This window comes from Bradyrhizobium symbiodeficiens, assembly GCF_002266465.3.
Taxonomy (GTDB): domain Bacteria; phylum Pseudomonadota; class Alphaproteobacteria; order Rhizobiales; family Xanthobacteraceae; genus Bradyrhizobium; species Bradyrhizobium symbiodeficiens.
Genome location: NZ_CP029427.2, coordinates 132,349 through 152,664, shown reverse-complemented (window position 1 = coordinate 152,664; position 20,316 = coordinate 132,349). Strand labels below are relative to the sequence as shown.

20 protein-coding genes are annotated in these 20,316 nt (G+C 65.2%); 7 read left to right on the top strand and 13 right to left on the bottom strand.

Going from position 1 to position 20,316, the window contains the following annotated elements; genetic code table 11:
• Positions 1-2 precede the first annotated feature (2 nt).
• From CIT39_RS00695 to CIT39_RS00685, 3 genes are all read right to left on the bottom strand, one after another.
• Positions 3-743, bottom strand: a complete 741-nt coding sequence (locus tag CIT39_RS00695; protein WP_094976029.1) for a sulfate transporter family protein — start codon at positions 741-743, stop codon at positions 3-5.
• Positions 744-988: 245 nt separating this feature from the next.
• Positions 989-1,435: a nickel-responsive transcriptional regulator NikR gene (gene nikR, locus CIT39_RS00690; protein ID WP_094976030.1), complete on the bottom strand. Its 447-nt coding sequence runs from the start codon at positions 1,433-1,435 to the stop codon at positions 989-991.
• Positions 1,436-1,571: 136 nt separating this feature from the next.
• Complete coding sequence (locus CIT39_RS00685) at positions 1,572-4,022, bottom strand: heavy metal translocating P-type ATPase (RefSeq protein WP_094976031.1); 2,451 nt, start codon at positions 4,020-4,022, stop codon at positions 1,572-1,574.
• 61 nt (positions 4,023-4,083) lie between these two features.
• Between CIT39_RS00685 and CIT39_RS00680 the strand changes: the two genes are divergently transcribed.
• Positions 4,084-4,359 (top strand): metal-sensitive transcriptional regulator, encoded by a 276-nt coding sequence (locus tag CIT39_RS00680; protein WP_018645028.1) that lies wholly within the window; start codon positions 4,084-4,086, stop codon positions 4,357-4,359.
• Positions 4,360-4,493: 134 nt separating this feature from the next.
• Here CIT39_RS00680 and CIT39_RS00675 read toward each other — a convergent pair whose 3' ends face one another.
• The gene (locus tag CIT39_RS00675; RefSeq protein WP_094976032.1) at positions 4,494-5,471 is read right to left on the bottom strand and encodes a YiiX/YebB-like N1pC/P60 family cysteine hydrolase; all 978 of its coding nucleotides are present in this window, start codon (positions 5,469-5,471) and stop codon (positions 4,494-4,496) included.
• A gap of 192 nt (positions 5,472-5,663) precedes the next feature.
• Here CIT39_RS00675 and CIT39_RS00670 point away from each other — a divergent pair, with 192 nt between their 5' ends.
• Positions 5,664-7,052, top strand: coding sequence for a flavin monoamine oxidase family protein (locus CIT39_RS00670; protein WP_094976033.1), 1,389 nt, complete (start codon positions 5,664-5,666; stop codon positions 7,050-7,052).
• Positions 7,053-7,060: 8 nt separating this feature from the next.
• Here CIT39_RS00670 and CIT39_RS00665 read toward each other — a convergent pair whose 3' ends face one another.
• From CIT39_RS00665 to rpmI, 5 genes are all read right to left on the bottom strand, one after another.
• Positions 7,061-7,831, bottom strand: a complete 771-nt coding sequence (locus CIT39_RS00665; protein WP_094976034.1) for a sulfite exporter TauE/SafE family protein — start codon at positions 7,829-7,831, stop codon at positions 7,061-7,063.
• Positions 7,828-10,236, bottom strand: coding sequence for a phenylalanine--tRNA ligase subunit beta (gene pheT, locus CIT39_RS00660; protein WP_094976035.1), 2,409 nt, complete (start codon positions 10,234-10,236; stop codon positions 7,828-7,830). The genes CIT39_RS00665 and pheT overlap by 4 nt, the downstream gene beginning before the upstream one ends.
• Positions 10,233-11,315: a phenylalanine--tRNA ligase subunit alpha gene (pheS, locus tag CIT39_RS00655; RefSeq protein WP_094976036.1), complete on the bottom strand. Its 1,083-nt coding sequence runs from the start codon at positions 11,313-11,315 to the stop codon at positions 10,233-10,235. The genes pheT and pheS overlap by 4 nt, the downstream gene beginning before the upstream one ends.
• A gap of 214 nt (positions 11,316-11,529) precedes the next feature.
• On the bottom strand, positions 11,530-11,889 hold the full coding sequence (rplT, locus tag CIT39_RS00650; protein WP_028179126.1) for a 50S ribosomal protein L20: 360 nt from the start codon (positions 11,887-11,889) through the stop codon (positions 11,530-11,532).
• An 80-nt stretch (positions 11,890-11,969) separates the two neighbouring features.
• Positions 11,970-12,170, bottom strand: coding sequence for a 50S ribosomal protein L35 (gene rpmI, locus CIT39_RS00645; RefSeq protein ID WP_008143958.1), 201 nt, complete (start codon positions 12,168-12,170; stop codon positions 11,970-11,972).
• A gap of 269 nt (positions 12,171-12,439) precedes the next feature.
• Here rpmI and CIT39_RS00640 point away from each other — a divergent pair, with 269 nt between their 5' ends.
• Positions 12,440-12,844, top strand: a complete 405-nt coding sequence (locus CIT39_RS00640; RefSeq protein ID WP_094976037.1) for a hypothetical protein — start codon at positions 12,440-12,442, stop codon at positions 12,842-12,844.
• A gap of 78 nt (positions 12,845-12,922) precedes the next feature.
• Here the strand turns inward: CIT39_RS00640 and infC are convergent, their stop codons facing one another.
• The gene (gene infC / locus CIT39_RS00635) at positions 12,923-13,462 is read right to left on the bottom strand and encodes a translation initiation factor IF-3 (protein WP_094977003.1); all 540 of its coding nucleotides are present in this window, start codon (positions 13,460-13,462) and stop codon (positions 12,923-12,925) included.
• A 246-nt stretch (positions 13,463-13,708) separates the two neighbouring features.
• On the opposite strand from infC, the gene CIT39_RS00630 reads away from it, so the two are divergent.
• The gene (locus tag CIT39_RS00630) at positions 13,709-14,497 is read left to right on the top strand and encodes an alpha/beta hydrolase (RefSeq protein WP_094976038.1); all 789 of its coding nucleotides are present in this window, start codon (positions 13,709-13,711) and stop codon (positions 14,495-14,497) included.
• A gap of 142 nt (positions 14,498-14,639) precedes the next feature.
• Positions 14,640-15,107 (top strand): nuclear transport factor 2 family protein, encoded by a 468-nt coding sequence (locus CIT39_RS00625; RefSeq protein ID WP_094976039.1) that lies wholly within the window; start codon positions 14,640-14,642, stop codon positions 15,105-15,107.
• Between the two features lie 8 nt (positions 15,108-15,115).
• Here the strand turns inward: CIT39_RS00625 and CIT39_RS00620 are convergent, their stop codons facing one another.
• The 3 genes from CIT39_RS00620 to CIT39_RS00610 all read right to left on the bottom strand — a co-directional run bounded on the left by CIT39_RS00620 (position 15,116) and on the right by CIT39_RS00610 (position 17,900).
• Entirely contained in the window at positions 15,116-15,913 is a 798-nt protein-coding gene (locus tag CIT39_RS00620) for an acyl-CoA thioesterase domain-containing protein (protein ID WP_094976040.1), read from the bottom strand.
• A gap of 38 nt (positions 15,914-15,951) precedes the next feature.
• On the bottom strand, positions 15,952-17,088 hold the full coding sequence (gene queG / locus CIT39_RS00615) for a tRNA epoxyqueuosine(34) reductase QueG (protein WP_244607494.1): 1,137 nt from the start codon (positions 17,086-17,088) through the stop codon (positions 15,952-15,954).
• A 119-nt stretch (positions 17,089-17,207) separates the two neighbouring features.
• Entirely contained in the window at positions 17,208-17,900 is a 693-nt protein-coding gene (locus CIT39_RS00610) for a glutathione S-transferase family protein (RefSeq protein ID WP_094976042.1), read from the bottom strand.
• 169 nt (positions 17,901-18,069) lie between these two features.
• Between CIT39_RS00610 and CIT39_RS00605 the strand changes: the two genes are divergently transcribed.
• Both CIT39_RS00605 and CIT39_RS00600 read left to right on the top strand, forming a co-directional pair.
• Positions 18,070-18,876, top strand: coding sequence for an undecaprenyl-diphosphate phosphatase (locus CIT39_RS00605; protein WP_094894142.1), 807 nt, complete (start codon positions 18,070-18,072; stop codon positions 18,874-18,876).
• Positions 18,877-18,987: 111 nt separating this feature from the next.
• Positions 18,988-20,313, top strand: a complete 1,326-nt coding sequence (locus tag CIT39_RS00600; protein WP_094976043.1) for an FAD-binding oxidoreductase — start codon at positions 18,988-18,990, stop codon at positions 20,311-20,313.
• Positions 20,314-20,316 lie beyond the last annotated feature (3 nt).

Genomic DNA, 20,316 nt, shown 5'->3' with positions numbered 1-20,316 from the left:
CGTCACCGCATCTGCCGCGACGGCTCGATCAACTCGGGCCGCGGGCCGGACAGACGCTTGTGCATGTGGACCATGAAGGCCATGCCGAAGATCGGCGTCGCCAGGTTGACGATCGGGATCGAGACGAAGGCGGCGATGAACAGGCCGGCAGTGAAGATGGTGGCGGCATTGTCGCGCCGCATCGCCTTGGCCTCCTCCGGTGAGCGGAAGCGCATCGCGGCGAGCTCGAAATATTCCCGGCCGAGCAGCCAGGCGGCGGCGAGGAAGAAGACCAGGAAGCCGGCACCGGCGAACAACACCAGCGGCAAGGCGATCAGATAGACCACGATCGTCAGCAGGGCGGTCCTGACGCCTTCGAGAATCGCCTGGCCCACGGGCAGCGCCACGCCCGGCCGCTCGGCCGGGTAATGCTCGCGCTCGACGATGTCAGCGACGTCGTCGACGAACAGGCTCGCCACCAGCGAGGTGATCGCGGGCATCAGGAACACGCCGCCGAACACGACGCCGAGGCCCGCCGCGATCGAAACGATCCAGGACAAGACCTCGATAGAGGTGTGCCAGCCCGGCCCAAGCAGGCCTTCCAGCCAGACCTCACCAGAGGTCGCAAACCAGCTCAGCAGCCGTTGCAGGCCGATCGCCAGAACGGTGATCAGCACGAGCGCAAGACCGATCGACCGCCACAGGATCGAGCGCATCGGCGGCGAGATCAGTTGCGACAGCGCCTTGATGGCGGCATCCAGCATGGGGGACCCTCGGTGGTGAATGACTTGCGAGAGGTAGACACCGATTGCCGCTTCGGCAAGGGAGGATGGTTGCCTTGGACACCGCCGTGTCCCGGACGCGGCGCGGCATGAAATGACGCGCTGCTGAGCCGGGACACGGGAGCTTGAGGCGAGGTGGGCCTCGGCTCTGCACCGCACCGCTACTGGACGATGCTTCGCATCGCCAGGGAAGCGTTGCCCTGCGTCCGGGGCGCGCAGCGCCTCAGCTACCCGTGCCGGTGCCCGTGCTTCCGCGCCTTCGCCGGCTTGCCCTCCCCGGTCGGGATCATCACCACGCGGCCGTAGCGGACTCCGCGTTCGGCGATGATGTGGTCGGCGAAATGCTTGACCTCGTCGGCCGACCCCTTCAGCGCCGTCATCTCCATGCAATTGTTGTCGTCGAGATGGACGTGCAGGGTCGCCAGCGCGAGGTCGTGGTGGCCGTGGAATTCCTGCACCAGCCGTTTCGAGAGATCGCGCGCGGCGTGGTCGTAGACATAGACGAGGCCGGCGACGCATTGGCCGGTCTGCGCGGTGTCCTCGGTGCTCTGCTGCAGGCCGGCGCGGGCGAGATCGCGGATGATCTCGGACCGGTTCTGATAGCCGCGCGCCTCAGCCGCTGCGTCGATTTCCGCCAGCAGATCGTCCTCGATCGTGATCGTAATTCGCTGCATCAGATCCCCTTCGTACGTCTCGCCTGTGTCCCGTGAACCGTAGCCCGGATGGAGCGAAGCGCAATCCGGGACGGTGCCAATATGCGGGCAAGACCCCCGGATTTCGCTTGCGCTCCATCCGGGCTAGGCGGTGTCCTCACAGCCGCGTCGCCCGCAGCCGCAGCGCATTTCCAACCACGCTCACTGAGGACAAGGCCATCGCCGCCGCGGCGACGATCGGCGAGAGCAGCAGGCCGAAGGCCGGATAGAGGATGCCGGCCGCGATCGGGATGCCGGCGGCGTTGTAGATGAAGGCAAAGAACAGGTTTTGCCGGATGTTGCTCATCGTCGCCTGCGACAGCTTTCGCGCACGGACGATGCCGACGAGATCACCCTTGAGCAGTGTGATGCCGGCGCTCTCCATCGCGACATCGGTGCCGGTGCCCATGGCGATGCCGACTTCGGCGGCGGCCAGCGCCGGGGCGTCGTTGACGCCGTCGCCGGCCATCGCGACGATCCGGCCGGCCCTTTGCAGCCTCGAGACCACCGCGCTCTTCTGATCCGGCAGCACCTCGGCCTCGACATCGGCGATGCCGAGCCGGCGCGCCACGGCCTCCGCCGTCGTCCGGTTGTCGCCGGTCAGCATGATCACCTCGATGCCTTCGGCCGCGAGCGCCTTCAGCGCCTCCGGGGTCGAAGCCTTGACCGGATCGGCGATCGCGAACAGGCCGGCGAGCCGGCCATCGACGGCCATGTTGATCACCGTGGCCCCGTCCTGGCGCAGCCGTTCGGCCTCGGCGTGGAGTGTCGTCGTGTCGATCCCGAGCGAGGTGAGATATCCGGCATTACCGAGCGCGATGGTCTTGCCGTCGACCTTGCCGGTGGCGCCCTTGCCGGTCGGCGAGTCGAATTGCTCGACCTGGCCGAGGGCAAGCGGCTTCTCCTTGGCCGCGCGCATGATCGCGTCAGCCAAAGGATGCTCGCTGGCGCGCTCCACGCTGGCCGCGAGCCGGAGGATGTCGTCTTCCACAAAACCGGATGCCGGCACGATCGCGACCACCTTGGGCTTGCCCTCGGTCAGGGTGCCCGTCTTGTCGACCACCAGCGTGTCGATCTTCTCCATCCGCTCCAGCGCCTCGGCGTTCTTGATCAGCACGCCCGCTTGCGCGCCGCGGCCGACGCCGACCATGATCGACATCGGGGTCGCGAGGCCGAGCGCGCAGGGGCAGGCGATGATCAGCACGCTGACGGCGGCGACCAGGCCGAAGGCCAGCCGCGGCTCTGGTCCGAACCAGGCCCAGGCGCCGAAGGCGACGATCGCGACGAAGATGACGGTGGGCACGAACCAGCCTGCGACCTGATCGGCCAGCCGCTGGATCGGCGCGCGCGAACGCTGCGCGTCGGCGACCATCTGCACGATCTGCGACAACAGTGTCTCGCGGCCAACCTTGTCGGCGCGCATGACGAAGCTGCCGGATTGGTTCAGCGTGCCGGCGATGACCTTGGCGCCGGCCTCCTTGGTGACGGGCATCGATTCGCCTGTCACCAGGGATTCGTCGAGCGAGGAACGTCCTTCCAGGATGCTTCCGTCGACCGGCACCTTCTCGCCGGGGCGAACGCGCAAGCGGTCGCCGGCGTGAAGCGTGTCGATCTCGACCTCGTGCTCGCTGCCATCGGCGTCGACGCGCCGCGCGGTCTTGGGCGCGAGCTGCAACAGCGCCTTGATCGCGCCGGAGGTCGCATCGCGGGCGCGCAGCTCCAGCATCTGGCCGAGCAGCACAAGTACGGTGATGACCGCAGCCGCCTCGAAATAGACGGCAACCGCACCTTCATGGCCGCGGAAATTGGCAGGAAAAATCTGCGGCGCGACCGTGCCGATGATGCTGTAGACATAGGCAACCCCTGTGCCCATCGCGATCAGCGTGAACATGTTGAGGTTGCGCGTCAGCAGCGATTGCCAGCCGCGAACGAAGAACGGCCAGCCGGCCCACAGCACCACAGGTGTGGCGAAGGCGAGCTGGATCCAGTTCGACAGGGTTGGATCGATCCAGTTGTGAGGACCGGCGAGATGACCGCCCATCTCCAGCACCACGGCCGGTAACGCGAGCGCGCCGCCGATCCAGAACCGCCGTGTCATGTCGGCGAGCTCCGGGTTGGGACCGGTGTCGAGGCTCGCCACTTCAGGCTCCAGCGCCATGCCGCAGATCGGGCAGCTGCCGGGTCCGACCTGGCGGATCTCCGGATGCATCGGGCAGGTGTAGATCGTGCCCGCCGGCATTTCGGGTTCGGGCAGCTTCTCCTTGGCGAGATATTTGGCTGGGTCAGTGGCGAACTTGGTGCGGCAGCCGGCCGAGCAGAAATGGAAGGTCTCGCCGTGATGCGTGAGGTGATGCTTCGAGGTCGCGGGATCGACGCTCATGCCGCAGACGGGATCTTTGACCTTGGTCGCGGTGTCACCGAGATCATGAGTGTGGCCGGACTGATCGCCGTGCCCGCCGCAGCAGGAGGAGGCCGCGGGCTTGTCGGCCGGCGTCGCCGTGTTGGTCGAACAGCCGCATCCGGCGTGAGCGGTTGCGTCGTGATGATGCCCGTGTTCGGGGTTGTTCATTGTCCTGCTCCAGCGGTGTCCAGGTCTTGCAACCCATACCCGGTAGGGGTATATAGACCCCATGCGCAAGGACATCAAGGCATCCGTCGGAAAACGTCTCGGCCGGATCGAGGGCCAGGTTCGCGGCCTCTCGAAAATGGTAGAGGAGGACCGCTACTGCATCGACATCGTGACGCAGATCTCGGCGGTGCGTGCCGCGCTGCGCCGGGTCGAGGAGGAGGTCCTCAAGGACCATGTCGCCCATTGCGTCGAGCACGCGATATCGAGCGGCGACAAGGCCGACCAACGCGCGAAGATCGCGGAGCTGATGGCGGTAATCGGACGGGCGGAGAGGTAGCTCTCGTCATTGCGAGCGCAGCGACGCAGCGAAGCCATCCGGACTGTCTCCGAGGACACAGTCTGGCTTGCTTCGTCGCAAGCGCTCCTCGCAATGACGGTTGCGCAGGCGAGATCGCGCTACGACAGCTGGGCTTAAGCTGCGATCTCGCAAGCCTGTCCGCGGCGCCGCGCGCGGTACATCGCGAGTTCGCTCAGCTGTACGAAATGCTCGGAGAAGGCGGCGCTCGCCTCCGCAAGGCACGCGCTCACTTGCTCAGCCGGAATCTCACTCGGCGCCTCTTCGTCAACCGCTTCAGGAACGAGCGGCGGCGCCATGAACGTTTCTGGAAACACACTGAATGAGCCTGCTACCTCCTCGAGCGGCTTCTGCTTGTCGGCCCAGTGCAGCGCGGTGTAATCGAACCCGTGCACGATGGTGGGTTTGACGACTTCGAAATAGGGCGAGATGTCGAAGTCGCGGGGCATGTAGAGCGAGGAATCGCGGATGTGCAGGATCTCGCGGCGGGCGGCGCGGCTGCCGGCCTTGGTGATCTTCGGCAGGATCGGATAGCGCACCGCGTCGAACGCCTGTGCGATCAGCGCCGAGCAGATGATCTTGGTCGGATCGCCCGAGCCGATCGCGATCATGCGTCGCCGCCAGCGCTGCGGCACCGGCAACGGGAACAGAAAACGCATGAGGTCGACGATGTTCTTGGTGTCGTAGCCGAAGCCGATGCGGTTGATTGCATAGCGGCACACCGTGGTGCGGTCCTCGTAGGACAGCCCGACCGGGCGGCAAACGCGGGTGTGATACGGGAAATATTTCGACAGCGGCGCAGAGGTGACGCCTTCGCCGATATTGGCCTCGATCAGCACATGAGGTTCGCCGTCGGGCTCTTCGGCGCCCTCGACCGGGCCGACATAAAGCGCGGCATGCGACCACGTCGACTGCGTAAGATATTTGATGATGCCGGAGATGCGGTTGTTGCCCTCGACCAGCAGCACGTCGCCGGGTTCGATGACGCCGCGCAGGTGCTCCGGGTCGCTCGGCGTGAACGGCTCGTAGCCCGGCACCTCCTTGGAGAGGTACGCGGCAATCAGCTTGCCGACTGAATCCAGGACCGTCCCCATTTCCAACTCCCCCCACGGCCTTTTGCGGCCGTCTTTTTCCCTTCTCTATCATGGTCTAAACCTGTTGCAATTCGGTTCATCACTCCGTGACATCAAGCACGATTGATTCACCATGATGGTTGCCGTGCAACATCAGATGCGGCAAGGTTCTCTGACTGTTCCCGTTCGCCGCAAGTCCTCGGAAACCATGTCATGACAATCACGCGCCGCGGCTTCCTTGTCGCGTCGGCAGGCCTTGCCGCAATGCCGGTCCTGCGTGCAACCGCCGCACCCCTGCCGCGCGAGGCCGACATCGTCGTGATCGGCGCGGGGGCTGCGGGAATTGCCGCGGCGCGGCGCATCACGGCGACGGGCCGCAAGGTCGTCGTGGTGGAAGCGGCATCACAGATCGGCGGCCGCTGTATCACCGACAGCACGACCTTCGAGATGCCGTTCGACCGCGGTGCGCGCTGGATGCACAATCCCGACACCAATCCGATGATCCGGCTGGCGCGCAGCGTCGGGCTGGACGTGCTGCCGGCGCCAACGGGCCAGAAGATGCGCATCGGCCGCCGCAACGCGCGCGCGGGCGAGACCGAGCAATTCCTGGCGGCACTGGTGCGCGCCAACCGCGCCATCGACGATGCCTCGCGGGCCAAGCTGGATACGTCTTGCGCGTCCGTGCTGCCGAAGGATCTCGGCGACTGGGCGGGCGCGGCCGATTTCATGCTGGGCGCGGGCTTTGCCGGCAAGGACCTGAAGGAACTGTCCGCGATCGACAAGGGACGCGCGCAGGATCGCAACGCAGCGATCGCCTGCCGTCAGGGCCTGGGTACGCTGATCACCAAGCTGGGCGAGCAGTCGCCCGTGGCACTGTCGACGCCGGCGAGCCGCGTCGCCTGGAACAACCGCGACGTCAGCGTGGAGACGCCAGCGGGGAAGATCGCCGCGCGCGCCGTCATCGTCACGGTCTCGACCAACGTGCTGACATCGGGCGCGATCAAGTTCACGCCCGACATTCCCAAACGCACGCTGGATGCGGCCTCGAAGCTCGGCCTCGGCAGCTATGATCGCATCGTGATGCAATTGCCGGGCAATCCGCTCGGCCTGTCACGCGACGATATCCTGATCGAGCAGAGCAATTCGACGCGTACGGCGCTGATGTTCGCCAATATTGGCGGCTCCTCGCTGTGTTCGATCGACGTCGGAGGCGCATTCGGCCGCGATCTCTCCGAGCAGGGCGACAAGGCGATGGCCGCCTTCGCCAGGGAATGGATCACAAAATTGTTCGGTAGCGAGGCCGCGGCTGCCGTCGGGAAGACCAGCGCGACCCGCTGGAATGCCTCGCCCTATGTCATGGGCGCGATGTCGGCGGCGTCCCCCGGCGGCCAGCTGTCGCGAAGAATCCTGAGCGAGCCGATCGGCAATGTCTTCCTCGCGGGCGAGGCCACGCACGAGACGCTGTGGGGCACCGTCGACGGCGCCTGGGAAAGCGGTGAGCGCGCCGCGGACGCAGCTTTGCGCAAGATCGGTGCGCTCAAGCAAGAGCCCGCTGACGTGCCGACGCAGTCGACTAAGAAACGCCGCGTGCCGCGACAGTAGGCGGGGATTTAGCGCAGCACGCCGTCCAGCACCGGCAGTCCCGCGATCACCGCCATCGCGATCAGCGCATAGCAGATCGCACGAAACACTTTCTCGCTCGCGCGGCCGAACAGCGAGGCGCCGAAGGCGACGCCGATCGCGTAGACCGGGCCGACGATCAGCGAGAGCACGAGCGATTCACGGCTGATCAGGCCTGTCGTCGCGTAGCTGACCAACGAGAAGAAATCGGACGCGCCGAAGAACAGCACGATATTGGCGCGCGCGACGATCGGTGCGATCGGCCGGCCGAGCCAATAGCCGACGATCGGAGGGCCGCCGGTCTGCGCAAGACCGCTGCAGAAGCCCGAGAGGCCGCCGATGCCGACCGAGAGCCAGGCGTGATCCTTGCCGCGATAGCGCCAGCCCGACAGCAGCAGGAGCAGCAGCGCGGCGACGAAGCACGAGATGATCCAGCGCGTGGTGACGGGTTCGAGCACGCTGAGGAAATAGGTGCCGACGGGAACGCCGACCAGCGCGCCCAGCACGATCACCGCGGTGGCCTTGCGATCCGCCTTCCGCCATGCATCCGGAAGCAGCGGCGCCGCCGCGATGAAATCGATCACAAGAAGCAAGGCGGCGACGAGCCGCGGCGCGGCGATGCTGCTCGCCAACGGCATGAAGATCAGCGCGGAGCCGAAGCCGGAGAAGCCGCGCGCAGTACCGGAAACGAACGCGACGGCGCAAAGCGCCATCGCGATGCTGAGGCTGACGTCCTTCGGAAGGAAGTCCGCAATACTCATCCCCGCAGCGTGCCGCCGGTCTTCTTCGTGACCTCGGCCACGATCTTTGCGGCGACGGCCTCGATCTCCTGATCGGTCAGCGTCTTCTCGCGCGGCTGGATCGTCACGGCGATGCCGATCGACTTCTTGCCGTCGTCGATGCCCTTGCCCTCGTAGACGTCGAACACGTTCACGGCGGTGATCAGCTTCTTGTCGACCCCCTGCGCGGCCCGCACGATGTCGCCGGCCTTCACGCTGCGATCGACGATGAAGGCGAAGTCGCGTGTGACAGGCTGGAATGCCGAAAGCTCGATCACGGGCTTGGCGCGGGTCGGCTTCTTCTTCGCCTCGGGGATGCGGTCGAGGATCACCTCGAACACGACAAGCGGACCGTCGGCGCCGAGCGCCTCGAGCGCTCTGGGGTGCACCTCGCCGAAATGGCCGAGCACGTTCTGCGGCCCAATCTGGATCGTGCCGGAGCGACCCGGATGCAGCCATGCGGGGCCGCCGGCGACGATCTGCAGCGCCTGCATCGGCGCGCCGGCGGCTGCCAGCACGGCCAGCGCATCCGCCTTGGCGTCGAACACGTCAGCCTGGGCCGAGCCCGACCAGTGCCGCCCCAAGCCTTCCGAGGAGGCAAAGCCGCGACGCACGCCGCCTGCGGCCAGGAACTGATCCTGCGGGCGGTCGCCCTTGAACACCTGGCCGACCTCGAACAGGGCGACATCGCTGACGCCGCGATTGGCGTTGGCTTGTGCGGCCGCGATCAGGCCCGCGAGCAGCGTCGGGCGCATGTCGGAGAGATCCGCCGCGATCGGGTTTGCGACTTCGAGCTCGCGCTGACCGCCGCCGAACAGCTTTGCCGCGGACTTCGTGATGAACGACCAGGTCACCGCTTCGATGACGCCGCGGCTTGCGAGCGCACGCCTCGCGCGCCGGGTTCGCTGCTGAAGCGCCGTCAGCACCGGCTTGCGCGCGTCCTCACCCCGGTCGAACGGCGTCATCGGCACCTTGTCGACGCCGACAATGCGGACGATCTCCTCGACAATGTCGGCCTTGCCGTGCACGTCGGAGCGCCACGAGGGCACCGCCACCTTCACGACCGGGCCGGGGCCGGCCATCATGAAGCCGAGATGAGTCAGGATACGCTTCATCTCGGGTTGCGGCACCTCGATGCCGGAGAGGCGCTTGACCTCGGTGAGAGGAAAATCGATCACGCGGTCCTCGCCGAAGGCCTTGCCGGCCACGACGGTCTCGGACGGCGTGCCGCCGCACATCTCCATGACGAGCTTGGTCGCCAGCTCCAGCCCCGGCACCATGAAGGCCGGATCGACACCGCGCTCGAAGCGGTAGCGCGCGTCCGAATTGATGCCGAGCTTGCGGCCGGTCTGGGCGATATTGATCTCGTTCCACAGCGCCGATTCGATCAGCACGTCGGTGGTATCATCGTCGCAGCCCGAAGCTTCGCCGCCCATGATGCCGGCGAGCGATTCGACGCCGTGCTCGTCCGCGATCACGCAAACGGCGGGATCGAGATTGTAGGTGCGGCCGTCGAGCGCGAGCAGCGTCTCACCGTCACGCGCGCGGCGGACGACGAGATTGCCCTTCACCTTCCTGGCGTCGAAAACGTGCAACGGACGCGCGCGGTCGTAGGTCATGAAGTTGGTGATGTCGACCAGCGCGTTGATCGGACGCAGCCCGATCGCGGTCAACCGCTTCTGCAGCCATTCCGGCGATGGGCCGTTCTTGACGCCACGCACGAGGCGGAGCGCAAATCCCGGACACAGCGTGGCGTCTTCGACCGTGACCTGCACGGGACAAGGGAATTCGCCCTTGATCGGCTTGATGGTCGGATCCTTGAACTTGCCCATGTCGGCGGCGGCGAGGTCGCGCGCGATGCCATGTACCCCGGTGCAGTCCTGGCGGTTAGGCGTCAGATTGATCTCGACCACGGGATCGCCGAGGCCGGCCCATTCGGCGTAAGCAGCGCCGATCGGCGCGTCCGCCGGCAATTCCATGATGCCGTCATGGTCGTTGGAGATTTGCAGCTCGGCCGCCGAACACAGCATGCCGCGGCTCTCGACGCCGCGGATGGTGCCGACGCCGAGGGTGATGTCCTTGCCGGGAATGTAGGTGCCGGGAGGCGAGAACACGCTGACGAGACCGCTGCGCGCATTCGGCGCGCCGCAGACGACCTGCACCGGTGCTGCGCCGTTACCGGTATCGACCATGCAGACCCGCAGCCGATCCGCATTCGGGTGCTGCTCGGCCGAGATCACCTTCGCAATGGTGAACGGCTTCAGCGCCTTCGCCTTGTCCTCGATGTTCTCGACCTCGAGCCCGATCATGGTGAGCTTGTCGGCGAGTTTTTCCAAGGGCTCGTCGGTCTCGAGATGATCCTTCAGCCAGGAGAGGGTGAATTTCACGAGCTCAGCCCTCCGGCAAGCGTTGGCACTTCGAGCGGCTTGAAGCCGTAATGGGACAGCCAGCGGACGTCGCTGTCGAACAGCTGACGGAGGTCGGCGATGCCGTATTTCAGCATGGCGATGCGGTCGATGCCCATGCCCCAGGCGAAGCCCTGGTACTCGTCGGGATCGATGCCGCAGGCGCGCAGCACATTCGGATGCACCATGCCGCAGCCGAGAATCTCGAGCCAGTCCTCGCCCTCGCCGAAGCGGATCTCGCCCTTGTCGCGGCGGCACTGGATGTCGACCTCCAGCGACGGCTCGGTGAACGGGAAGAACGACGGGCGGAAGCGCATGTTGATGTGGTCGACCTCGAAGAACGCCTTGCAGAACTCGTGCAGGATCCATTTGAGGTGGCCGAGATGCGAGGTCTTGTCGATGACGAGGCCTTCGACCTGGTGGAATTGCGGCGTGTGGGTCGCGTCCGAATCGATGCGGTAGGTGCGGCCCGGGCAGATCACGCGGATCGGCGGCTTCTGGCTCAGCATGGTGCGCACCTGCACCGGCGAGGTGTGGGTTCGCAGCAGCATGCGCGAGCCGTCCTCCTTCGGATGGAAGAAGAACGTGTCGTGCATCTCGCGCGCCGGATGGCCTTCCGGAAAGTTCAGCTTGGTGAAGTTGTAGTCGTCGGTCTCGATGTCGGGACCTTCGGCCACCGAGAATCCCATGTCGGCGAAGATCGTGGTCAACTCGTCCCAGACCTGGCTCAGCGGATGGATGCGGCCGGCTTCCGTCGGCGCATCGCGCAGCGGCAGCGTGACGTCGACGGTCTCGGACGCGAGACGCGCATCGAGCGCCGCCGATTTCAGCACGTCGCGCCGCGCGGCCAGCGCCTGAGTGACCTCGTCCTTGGCCTGGTTGATCGCCGCGCCCTGCGTCTTGCGCTCCTCCGGCGACATCTTGCCGAGCGTTGCCAGCAGCGCGGAAATCGAGCCTTTCTTGCCGAGGGCTGCGACACGCACGACTTCGAGCGCGGCCTCGTCGGCAGCGGTGGCGATGTCGGCGATGATCTGGGCTTGGAGCTGGGCAAGATCGGTCATGGCAATCCCTTTTGGCCAGGATGCTGAGCCGATGATCCTAGCCCGTCACACCCGGCATTGCGCCGGGCTTCCACGTCGGAGAAGTGTTTGCGCGAGAGATGACGGCCGGGGCAGTCGGGCGCGGAAACGCGCCTCTGCCCGGGCCATCACAAGCGGAACGCTACGCAGAGCACAATGCAGGACGGCTCACGCCGCCAGCACAGCTCCGGCCGCATTACGCCGCGAGCGCGGCCTTGGCCTTCTCGGCGATCGCCTGGAACGCCGCGGGCTCGCTGATCGCGAGATCCGACAGCACCTTGCGGTCCACGGTGATCCCGGACTTGGCCATGCCGTCGATAAATCGGCTGTAGGTCAGGCCGAACGGACGGACGGCAGCATTGATGCGCTGGATCCAGAGCGCGCGGAAGGTCCGCTTCTTGCGCTTGCGGTCACGGAAGGCATATTGCATCGCCTTCTCGACCGCCGGCTTGGCGGCGCGGATGGTGTTCTTGCGGCGGCCGTAGAAGCCCTTGGCGGCCTTGTAGACTTTCTTGTGCTTGGCGTGGGCGGTCACACCGCGTTTGACGCGAGACATGACGAAATCCTTCAGAGATGACTTTGGTTATCGGATTGCCGCGCAAAAGGCGGCACGGTCGGCAATGATCGGGGACGCGATCAGGCGTTCGGCAAGAAGTACTTCTTGACGTTGTCGCCGTCGGTCTTGAACAGCACCGCGGTGCCGCGCAGCTGACGGATCTGCTTCTTCGTCCGCTTGATCATGCCGTGACGCTTGCCGCGATGGGCGAACATCACTTTGCCGGTGGCAGTCACCTTGAAGCGCTTTTTAGCGCCCGATTTGGTCTTCAGCTTGGGCATTTGGCTCTCCTAATGGCACAGGGATCCGCCCGCGAAGGCGGCTGGCCGTCAAAAATGCTCGTTAGAGCGTTGATTGTGCTCAAGTTTCACGAACAAGCGCGAAACCCGCACGGACACCGCCACGGCAGCCCTTAATCAGCCGGGCGATGAAGGCCGGGCTTATGACAGAGAACGGGCGAATTGGCAACGATGAACCGGCGGAACCTACCGGCCGACTATTCGGTGCTGGTACACTATGTCCAAACCGTGTCGCCCGGAGCAGGACCAAAATGGCCTATTCGTCCCTAGCGCTGTTCTCTTCGACTGATTTCGCCCGCCCGCGCCGTCTCGCGCTGCTCGCCGTACTCGCCACAGTCGCGCTGCCATCGACCGCCGATGCCCGCGTCGGCGGCTATGACGGCATCTGGAATGTCACCTTCGCCACCAGCCGGGGCAATTGCAGCTCCGGCTATAGCGTCCCCTTCACGGTAACGGGCAGCCGTGTCTCCTCCGCGGGCGGCGGCCGGGTCTCCGGTACGGTCAAGCGCGGCGGTGCCGTGGCGGTCCATGTCTCGGTCGGCGCCTCCCATGCCAGCGGCGGCGGCCGGCTCGCCGGCGTGAATGGCACCGGCTCATGGAAGGGCATCATTTCCGGAGACCAATGCAGCGGCACCTGGCAGGCGACAAGGACGTAGCGGCGCAGCTCGCCCAAACAAAACGGCCCGCCGGAAATCCGTACGGGCCGTTGAAATCTCTATCTTAACAAGCTGGCGTCAGCGCGGCGCCAGCACCATGACGACCTGGCGGCCCTCGAACCTGGCGTCCTGCTCGACCTTGGCGAGCTCGGCGACGTCGGTCTTGATCTTGTCGAGAAGCTTGGTGCCGATCTCCTGGTGCGCCATTTCGCGGCCGCGATAGCGCAACGTGATCTTGACCTTGTCACCTTCTTCGAAGAACCGCTGCATCGCGCGCATCTTAACTTCGTAATCGTGGTCGTCGATCATCGGGCGGAGCTTGATCTCCTTGATCTCGACGATCTTCTGCCGCTTGCGGGCTTCGGCGGCTTTTTTCTGCGCGGAATATTTGTACTTCCCGTAGTCCATGATCTTGCAGACGGGAGGGCTGACGTTCGGCGAGATCTCGACCAGATCCATGCCGGCTTCCTGGGCCATGCGGATAGCCGCAACGGTCTCGACGGTGCCTTTGTTGTCACCGGCCTGATCGATCAGCTGGATCTGCGCATTGCGGATATCATCATTGATGCGCGGCCCGTCTTTGCTGGCAACGGGCGGGGCTTTATTGGGACGGCGAATGGGTTGTTCTCCAAAGTTGTGAAAGAGGCGGCTACTTTGCAGGAAGACACGTTTGCCGGCAAGCAATTCGCGCGTGCGGGCAACGAAAAACCCTCAAATGCGAGGTATTTCGGTCACGCCTGGGCACGCTGACCGACATAGACACCTTGCTTCCGTTCCGCAAGCGTCCCAAAGGGACAATGCCGGTCTCCGGCGCTGCCGAATACGACCCGATAGCTCAAACTGCGCAGCCAGGGTAAACGTTCCATGACCCACGCAATTCCCGATGCCGTGCTCGACTTCATCGATGTGGGCGAGGGCCCGTCAGCACGCAGGATCGCGGTGCGCAGCCGGCGCGGGCAGGGGCCCGGGCTGCTCTGGCTCGGCGGATTCAAATCGGACATGCAGGGCAGCAAGGCGCTGGCATTGGACGCCTGGGCACGGGATCACGGCCGCGCCATGGTCCGGTTCGACTATTCCGGTCACGGCGAATCCGGCGGCGATTTCGCTGACGGAACCATCGGACGCTGGCTGGAGGAGTGCGTGGCGGTGTTCGATCGGTTCTGTGATGGCCCGCAGGTCCTGATCGGCTCCTCCATGGGCGGCTGGATGGCGCTGCTGCTCGCACGCGAGATCAGGAAGCGTTCTGGCGCGGCCGCGCTCGCGGGCTTGGTGCTGATCGCGCCGGCGCCTGATTTCACGGAAGAGCTGATGTGGAAGAATTTCTCGCCCGCGGTGAAGCAGGAGATCGAAACCAAGGGCCTCTGGCTGCGTCCGTCGGAGTATGGCGACGGCTCGCCCTATCCGATCACGCGGAACCTGATCGAGGAGGGCCGCAACCATCTCGTGCTCGGCAGCGCCATCGATCTCGGCTGCCCGGTCCGCATCCTGCAGGGCGCGAAGGATCCTGATGTGCCCTGGCAGCACGCTTTCGCGCTGACGCATCGCCTGCCGGCCGACGACGTCGTGCTGACCATGATCCAGGACGGCGACCACCGCCTCTCCCGCCCGCAGGACATCGCACGCATCCTTGCCGCGGTGGCGGAGATCGGGTGAGAGTGTCGTACTCGCTGTCATTGCCCGCGAAAGCGGGCAATCCAGTATTCCAGAGACGGTCGTGCTTAAGCCGAGAAGCCGCGGCGTACTGGATGCCCCGCCTTCGCGGGGCATGACCGAGAACGCGTAGGGAGAAACGTCAATGACCACCACCGCCATGCTGCGCGCCTTCTGCGACGCTGTCGAACAGCGCAACGGCAAAGCATTCGCCGAGCTGTTCGCCGAGGACGGCGTCTATCACGACGTGTTCTACGGCGCCTTCGAAGGCCGTACCAAGATCGCTGCGATGATCGACGACTGGTTCTATCGCACGGCGACCGATTTCCGCTGGGATATGCATGATCCCGTGTCGGACGGCACCACGCTCTATGCCCGCTACACCTTCAGCTATCGTTCGACCCTGCCGGAAGCTGGCGGCGCGCGGGCGATGTTCGAGGGCGTTGCGATCATGACGCTGCGTGAGGGCAGGATCGTGAGCTATCATGAGGTCGCCAATACCGCGCCGGCATTCGTCGACCTGAGGTTCGCGCCGGAAAGAATTGCGAAGATCGTGGCCAAGCAGGGCGCGGAGCTGAAGGCGCGGCCGGAGATGCTGCGGCATCTTGCGTAGACGACAAACTACCGCTTCGACGGATTCGCCATCGGCTTGCGCTGCGCCAGCGCGGCCACCGTCGCGGTGCCGATCGGGCCCTGTTCGTCGTAGAGCCAGCATTCGCCGATCGCGACGCCGTCGGTGGCGTGATGGTTCACCACCTCGAATCCGATCCAGTTCGTCACCGGCAGGCGGTGCAGATAGATCGTCACGTCGCTGTTGATGTAGCCGAGCCCGTTGTCGCCGGCATTGGCAAACGGGCTGGCGAAATCGGCGCCGGTGGCGACGTGGACGAACGGCGTCATCGGCACGCCCGCGACGAGTTCCCGTACCTCGCTCATCCAGAGTTTTCTCGGACCGAGCGAGCCCATATGGCCGACGATGGGGCGCGTCGTCCATTTGCCGTTCATGCCGAGCCTGGGATCGGTGGGTTTTGGAATGTCGGCCGGCTTCGGCACGTCCCAGTTCGGCGGCGACCAGACATTGCCGTCAGGATTCTGCGTCTTGCGCAGCAGCTGGCACGAGGCGCGCGCCATGCTGACTCCGCCGGAGACGAATTCCGCCTCGACCACGCGGATGCGCAACCCGTCGCGCACCAGGCGTGTCGTCACCTCGATCGGCTTGTCGATGGTCGGCAGCCGAAACATGTCGACGGTCAGCCGCGCCGGCATCAATTCGGGACCGGAATGGCGCTCCTCGATGGCAAAGCCGAGCAGCCCGACGACGACGCGTCCGTGCAGCGATTTCGGATCCCACGGACCATTGGCGGCTTCCGTCGGATGGAATGTGTCGCCGTCGCGGGTGAAGAAAGGCAGGTTTGTCATGGCCCGCGACTTTGCGGGAACGCGCGGGGAAATCAAGTCTAGGAAGCGGCCTGCCACTCCTCACGAACACTCTCGTCGTGCTCGCTCGCGATGGCGTTCGTCTTGATCGCCGCAAACTCCTCCGGCGACACCAACTGCCGCAGCGTCCACACCGCAGCGCCGCGCACCAGCGGACTCGCGTCGTCGAGCAATCGCAGCGCCTCTGCCGCCAGCTCCACGTCACCCGAGTTGCCGATCGCGATCAACACATTCCGCAAGAAGCGGTCGCGGCCGATGCGCTTGACCGGCGACTTCGTGAACAGCGCGCGGAACGCGGCATCGTCGAGGCGTGCGAGTTCGGCAAGATCAGGCGCACGCAGCTCGTCGCGTGCCGCGAGCTTGGCCTCGCGTCCCTCCCGCGCGAATTTGTTCCAGGGACACGCCGCGAGGCAATCGTCGCAGCCGTAGATTCGGTTGCCGATGGCTTTGCGGAATTCGTGCGGGATCGGTCCCTTGTTCTCGATGGTGAGATAGGAGATGCAGCGCCGCGCATCGAGCTTGTAAGGCGCGGGAAACGCCGACGTCGGGCAGATGTCGAGACAGGCCCGGCACGAGCCGCAATGATCGATCTCGGCCTCGTCGCGCGGCAGCACCAGCGTGGTGTAGATCGCGCCGAGGAACAGCCACGAGCCGAATTCGCGCGAGACGAGGTTGGTGTGCTTGCCCTGCCAGCCGAGACCCGCGGTTTGCGCCAGCGGCTTCTCCATCACCGCCGCGGTGTCGACGAACACCTTGACGTCCGACGGCGCGGTTGCGACCAGCCAGCGCGCCAGCGCCTTCAGGCGCTTCTTGATGAGATCGTGATAGTCATCGCCCTGCGCATAGACCGAGATCGCCGCGCGTGTGCGTTGCTCGAGGATCGCGAGCGGATCGGAATCGGGGCCGTAATTGACGCCGAGCATGATCACCGAGCGAACGTCAGCCCACAGCCCGCGCGGATCGACCCGGCGCTCCGGCTGGCTCGCGAGCCAATCCATGTCGCCATGGCTGCCCGACGCGATGAATTCGAGGAAGTATTTTCCGGCGCTCTCGATCGTGCCCGGCGCGGTGATGCCGATGCAGTCGAAGCCGAGCGCACGCGCTTGCTCGTCGAGAGCAGCACGCAGCCCAACAGTGTCGGTGCTGGATCTAGCCACCAATATGGTCCACGCTCGTCATGGCCGGGCTTGTCCCGGCCATCCACGATCTTGCTTGGCGTTCATAGAAAGTGAAAGAACGTAGATGCCCGGGACAAGCCCGGGCATGACGACCTTCATCAGAAATCCAGGTCCACATAGGTCCGCGACGCCGGCACGCCGGCCAGCCATTCGCTCAGCAGCGGACGGAACGACGGACGGGACTTCACCCGCGCGTACCACGCCTTTGCCGCGTCGTCCTCGCTCCATGGCACGTCGCCCAGATAGTCGATCGCCGAGAGATGCGCCGCGGCGGCGAGATCCGCGTAAGTGAGCCGGTCGCCGGCGAGGAAATTACGCGTCTGCGCCAGCCAGCCGATATAGGCCAGATGATAGCGCACATTGGCCTTGGCGGCGCGCATCACGTCGGCCGAAGGCGCCCCGCCACCGTTCTCCTCGCTCATGAAGCGCTTGTAGATGCGCTCGGTGACGAGTGGGTGCGAGACCTCCTCGAAGAACTTTTCGTTGAACCAGGCCATCAGCCGGCGGACCTCGACGCGCTCGGAGATCGTCTCCGGCATCAGGCGCTTCGGCCCCATCTCGGCGCCATAGGCCTCGTCGACATATTCGGCGATGATCGCAGCGCCCGGGATCGGCGGGTGCTCGTCGTCCACCATCACAGGCGTCGTGCCCGCCGCGTTGAGCAACAGAAACGCCTCGCGCCGCTCCCAGCTGCGCTCTTCGACCAGCTTGATGTCGAGCCCGTATTCGCCCGCGATTAGGCGGATGAAACGCGAATGCGGACAGAACGGATGATGAAACAGCGTAAACATGAAGCCTTTGACTATGTGATGGTGCTTAAGATTCCATCAATGTTTGTGCGGCGCCACACTAGTCCTTCAAAACCGCGAGGCAAGGGCGTGATTTCGCATTTTGCGATTGCGGCATGGGGGCGAATAGGCGAGAAGAGCCCCGCTTTTCCAGCCGAAATGGACCGTAAATATGTCAGACGCAATACGGGCAGTGATCCTCGGCATCATCGAGGGTGTGACCGAGTTCCTTCCCGTGTCCTCGACCGGCCATTTGCTGCTCGCGGAACGCTTCTTCCATCTCGGCGAAGGTGCCTTCTGGGATTCGTTTACGGTTCTGATCCAGCTGGGTGCGATCCTCGCGATCGTCGGGCTGTACTTCAAGAAGCTCTGGGATGTCGTGATCGGCTTCTTCACGGGCGACACCTATTCGCGCCGCTTCGTGATCGGTGTGCTGGTGGCGTTTTTGCCCGCCGTCATCGTCGGCCTCGTCGCCGGCAAATACATCAAGAGCGTGCTGTTCAATCCCTGGGTCGTCTGCTTCACGCTGATCGTCGGCGGCGCCATCCTGCTCTGGGTCGACAAGCTCGACCTCAAGCCGCGCGAGCATGACGCCACCAGGTTTCCGCTGTTGATGTATCTCTATATCGGCATCGCGCAGTGCGTGGCGATGATCCCCGGCGTGTCGCGTTCCGGCGCCAGCATCGTCGCGGCGATGTTCCTCGGCGCCGACAAGCGCGCTGCGGCGGAGTTCTCGTTCTTCCTCGCCATCCCCACCATGATCGGTGCGTTCGCCTACGACTTCTACAAGAACCGCTCCGAGATGACGATGGACCACATGGGCGTCGTCGCGATCGGTTTCGTGGTGTCGTTCATCACCGCGATCATCGTGGTCAAGACGTTCCTGGAATATGTCACCCGGCACGGCTTCGTGGTGTTCGCGTGGTGGCGCGTCATCGTCGGCACCCTCGGCCTGATCGCGCTGGCGCTGGGGCGTTAAGCATTTCTGATCGGGGCTACGCCCGCATCACGTCTGCAACGCAAAATAAGCTTTTGGTCGCTAGTCAGTTTCCTACGCCGGGCGGCGCGCGCCCGGCACAGGAGCTGAGCCATGACCCTCGTCAGCGGCTGGGGCCGTTTCCCGGTCGTCGATAGCGATGTGCTGCGCCCGCGGTCGTTCGCGGCGGTCGGCGAAGCCGTCTCGGCCGGCACCATCGCGCGCGGCAACGGCCGAGCCTATGGCGATGCCGCGATCGGCGCCGCGCGGACCGTGACGATGACCGGCTTCGACCGGGTCAGGTCGTTCGATCCGGCAACCGGTCGCATCCGTCTCGAAGCCGGCGTTCTGCTGTCGGACCTGATCGACACCTTCGGCCCGCGCGGCTTCCTGCCCTTCGTCGTGCCGGGCACGCGCTTCGTCTCGATCGGCGGCGCCATTGCGGCCGATGTGCACGGCAAGAACCATCATTGCGAGGGCGGCTTCGGCCGCTACGTCGACAGCCTCCTGCTGCGCACCGGGCAGGGCGAGGTCATCGAGGCCTCGCGCGACGAGAATTCCGACGCCTTCTTCGCGACGGTCGGCGGCATGGGCCTGACCGGCATCATCCTCGAAGCGACGATGCGGCTGCGGCGGGTCGAGACCGGCTGGATCCGCGAGCGGGTGATCTCCGCGTCCGACCTCGATGCCGCGATGCGCGCGCTCGAGGCGGGCGACGCCGCGACCTATTCGGTCGCCTGGATCGACTGCGTGGCACGCGGCCGCGATCTCGGCCGCTCCCTGATCTATCTCGGCGAGCATGCGGACAGAGGGGAACTGGCGGAAGGCGCCGATGCATTTCCGGTCGGCAAGGACTCTCGCCTCAGCGTGCCGGTCGACCTGCCGTCGATCGCATTGAACCGCATCAGCGTCCGCGCCTTCAACGAGCTCTATTACCGCATGGGCGCGCGCCGGGCCGGCGGCAGCCATGTGGTCTCGCTCTATCCGTATTTCTTTCCGCTCGACAGCGTCGGTGACTGGAATCGCATCTACGGCAAGCGCGGCTTCCTTCAGCATCAATGCGTGATCCCGCAAGCCGGCGCGCGCGCCGTGCTCGGCGAGATCCTCGATCGGGTCGCGCGGCGCGGCGACGCCTCCTTCCTCGCCGTGCTCAAGAAGCTCGGCCAGGGCAACGGCATCCTGTCGTTCCCGCTGCCCGGCTACACGCTGGCGCTGGATTTCCCGGTGAAGGGCGACATCCTGAATTTCCTCGACGAGATCGATCGCCTGGTCGTCGCCGCCGGCGGCCGGCTTTATCTGGCGAAAGACGCCCGCCAGTCGCGCGCGACCTTCGAGGCCGGCTATCCTGCCCTGCAGCGTTTCAACGCGATCCGCAAATCGCTCGATCCCGCCGGCAACATCCGATCGAAACTTTCACAACGTCTGTTCGATGAGGTCTAGGCC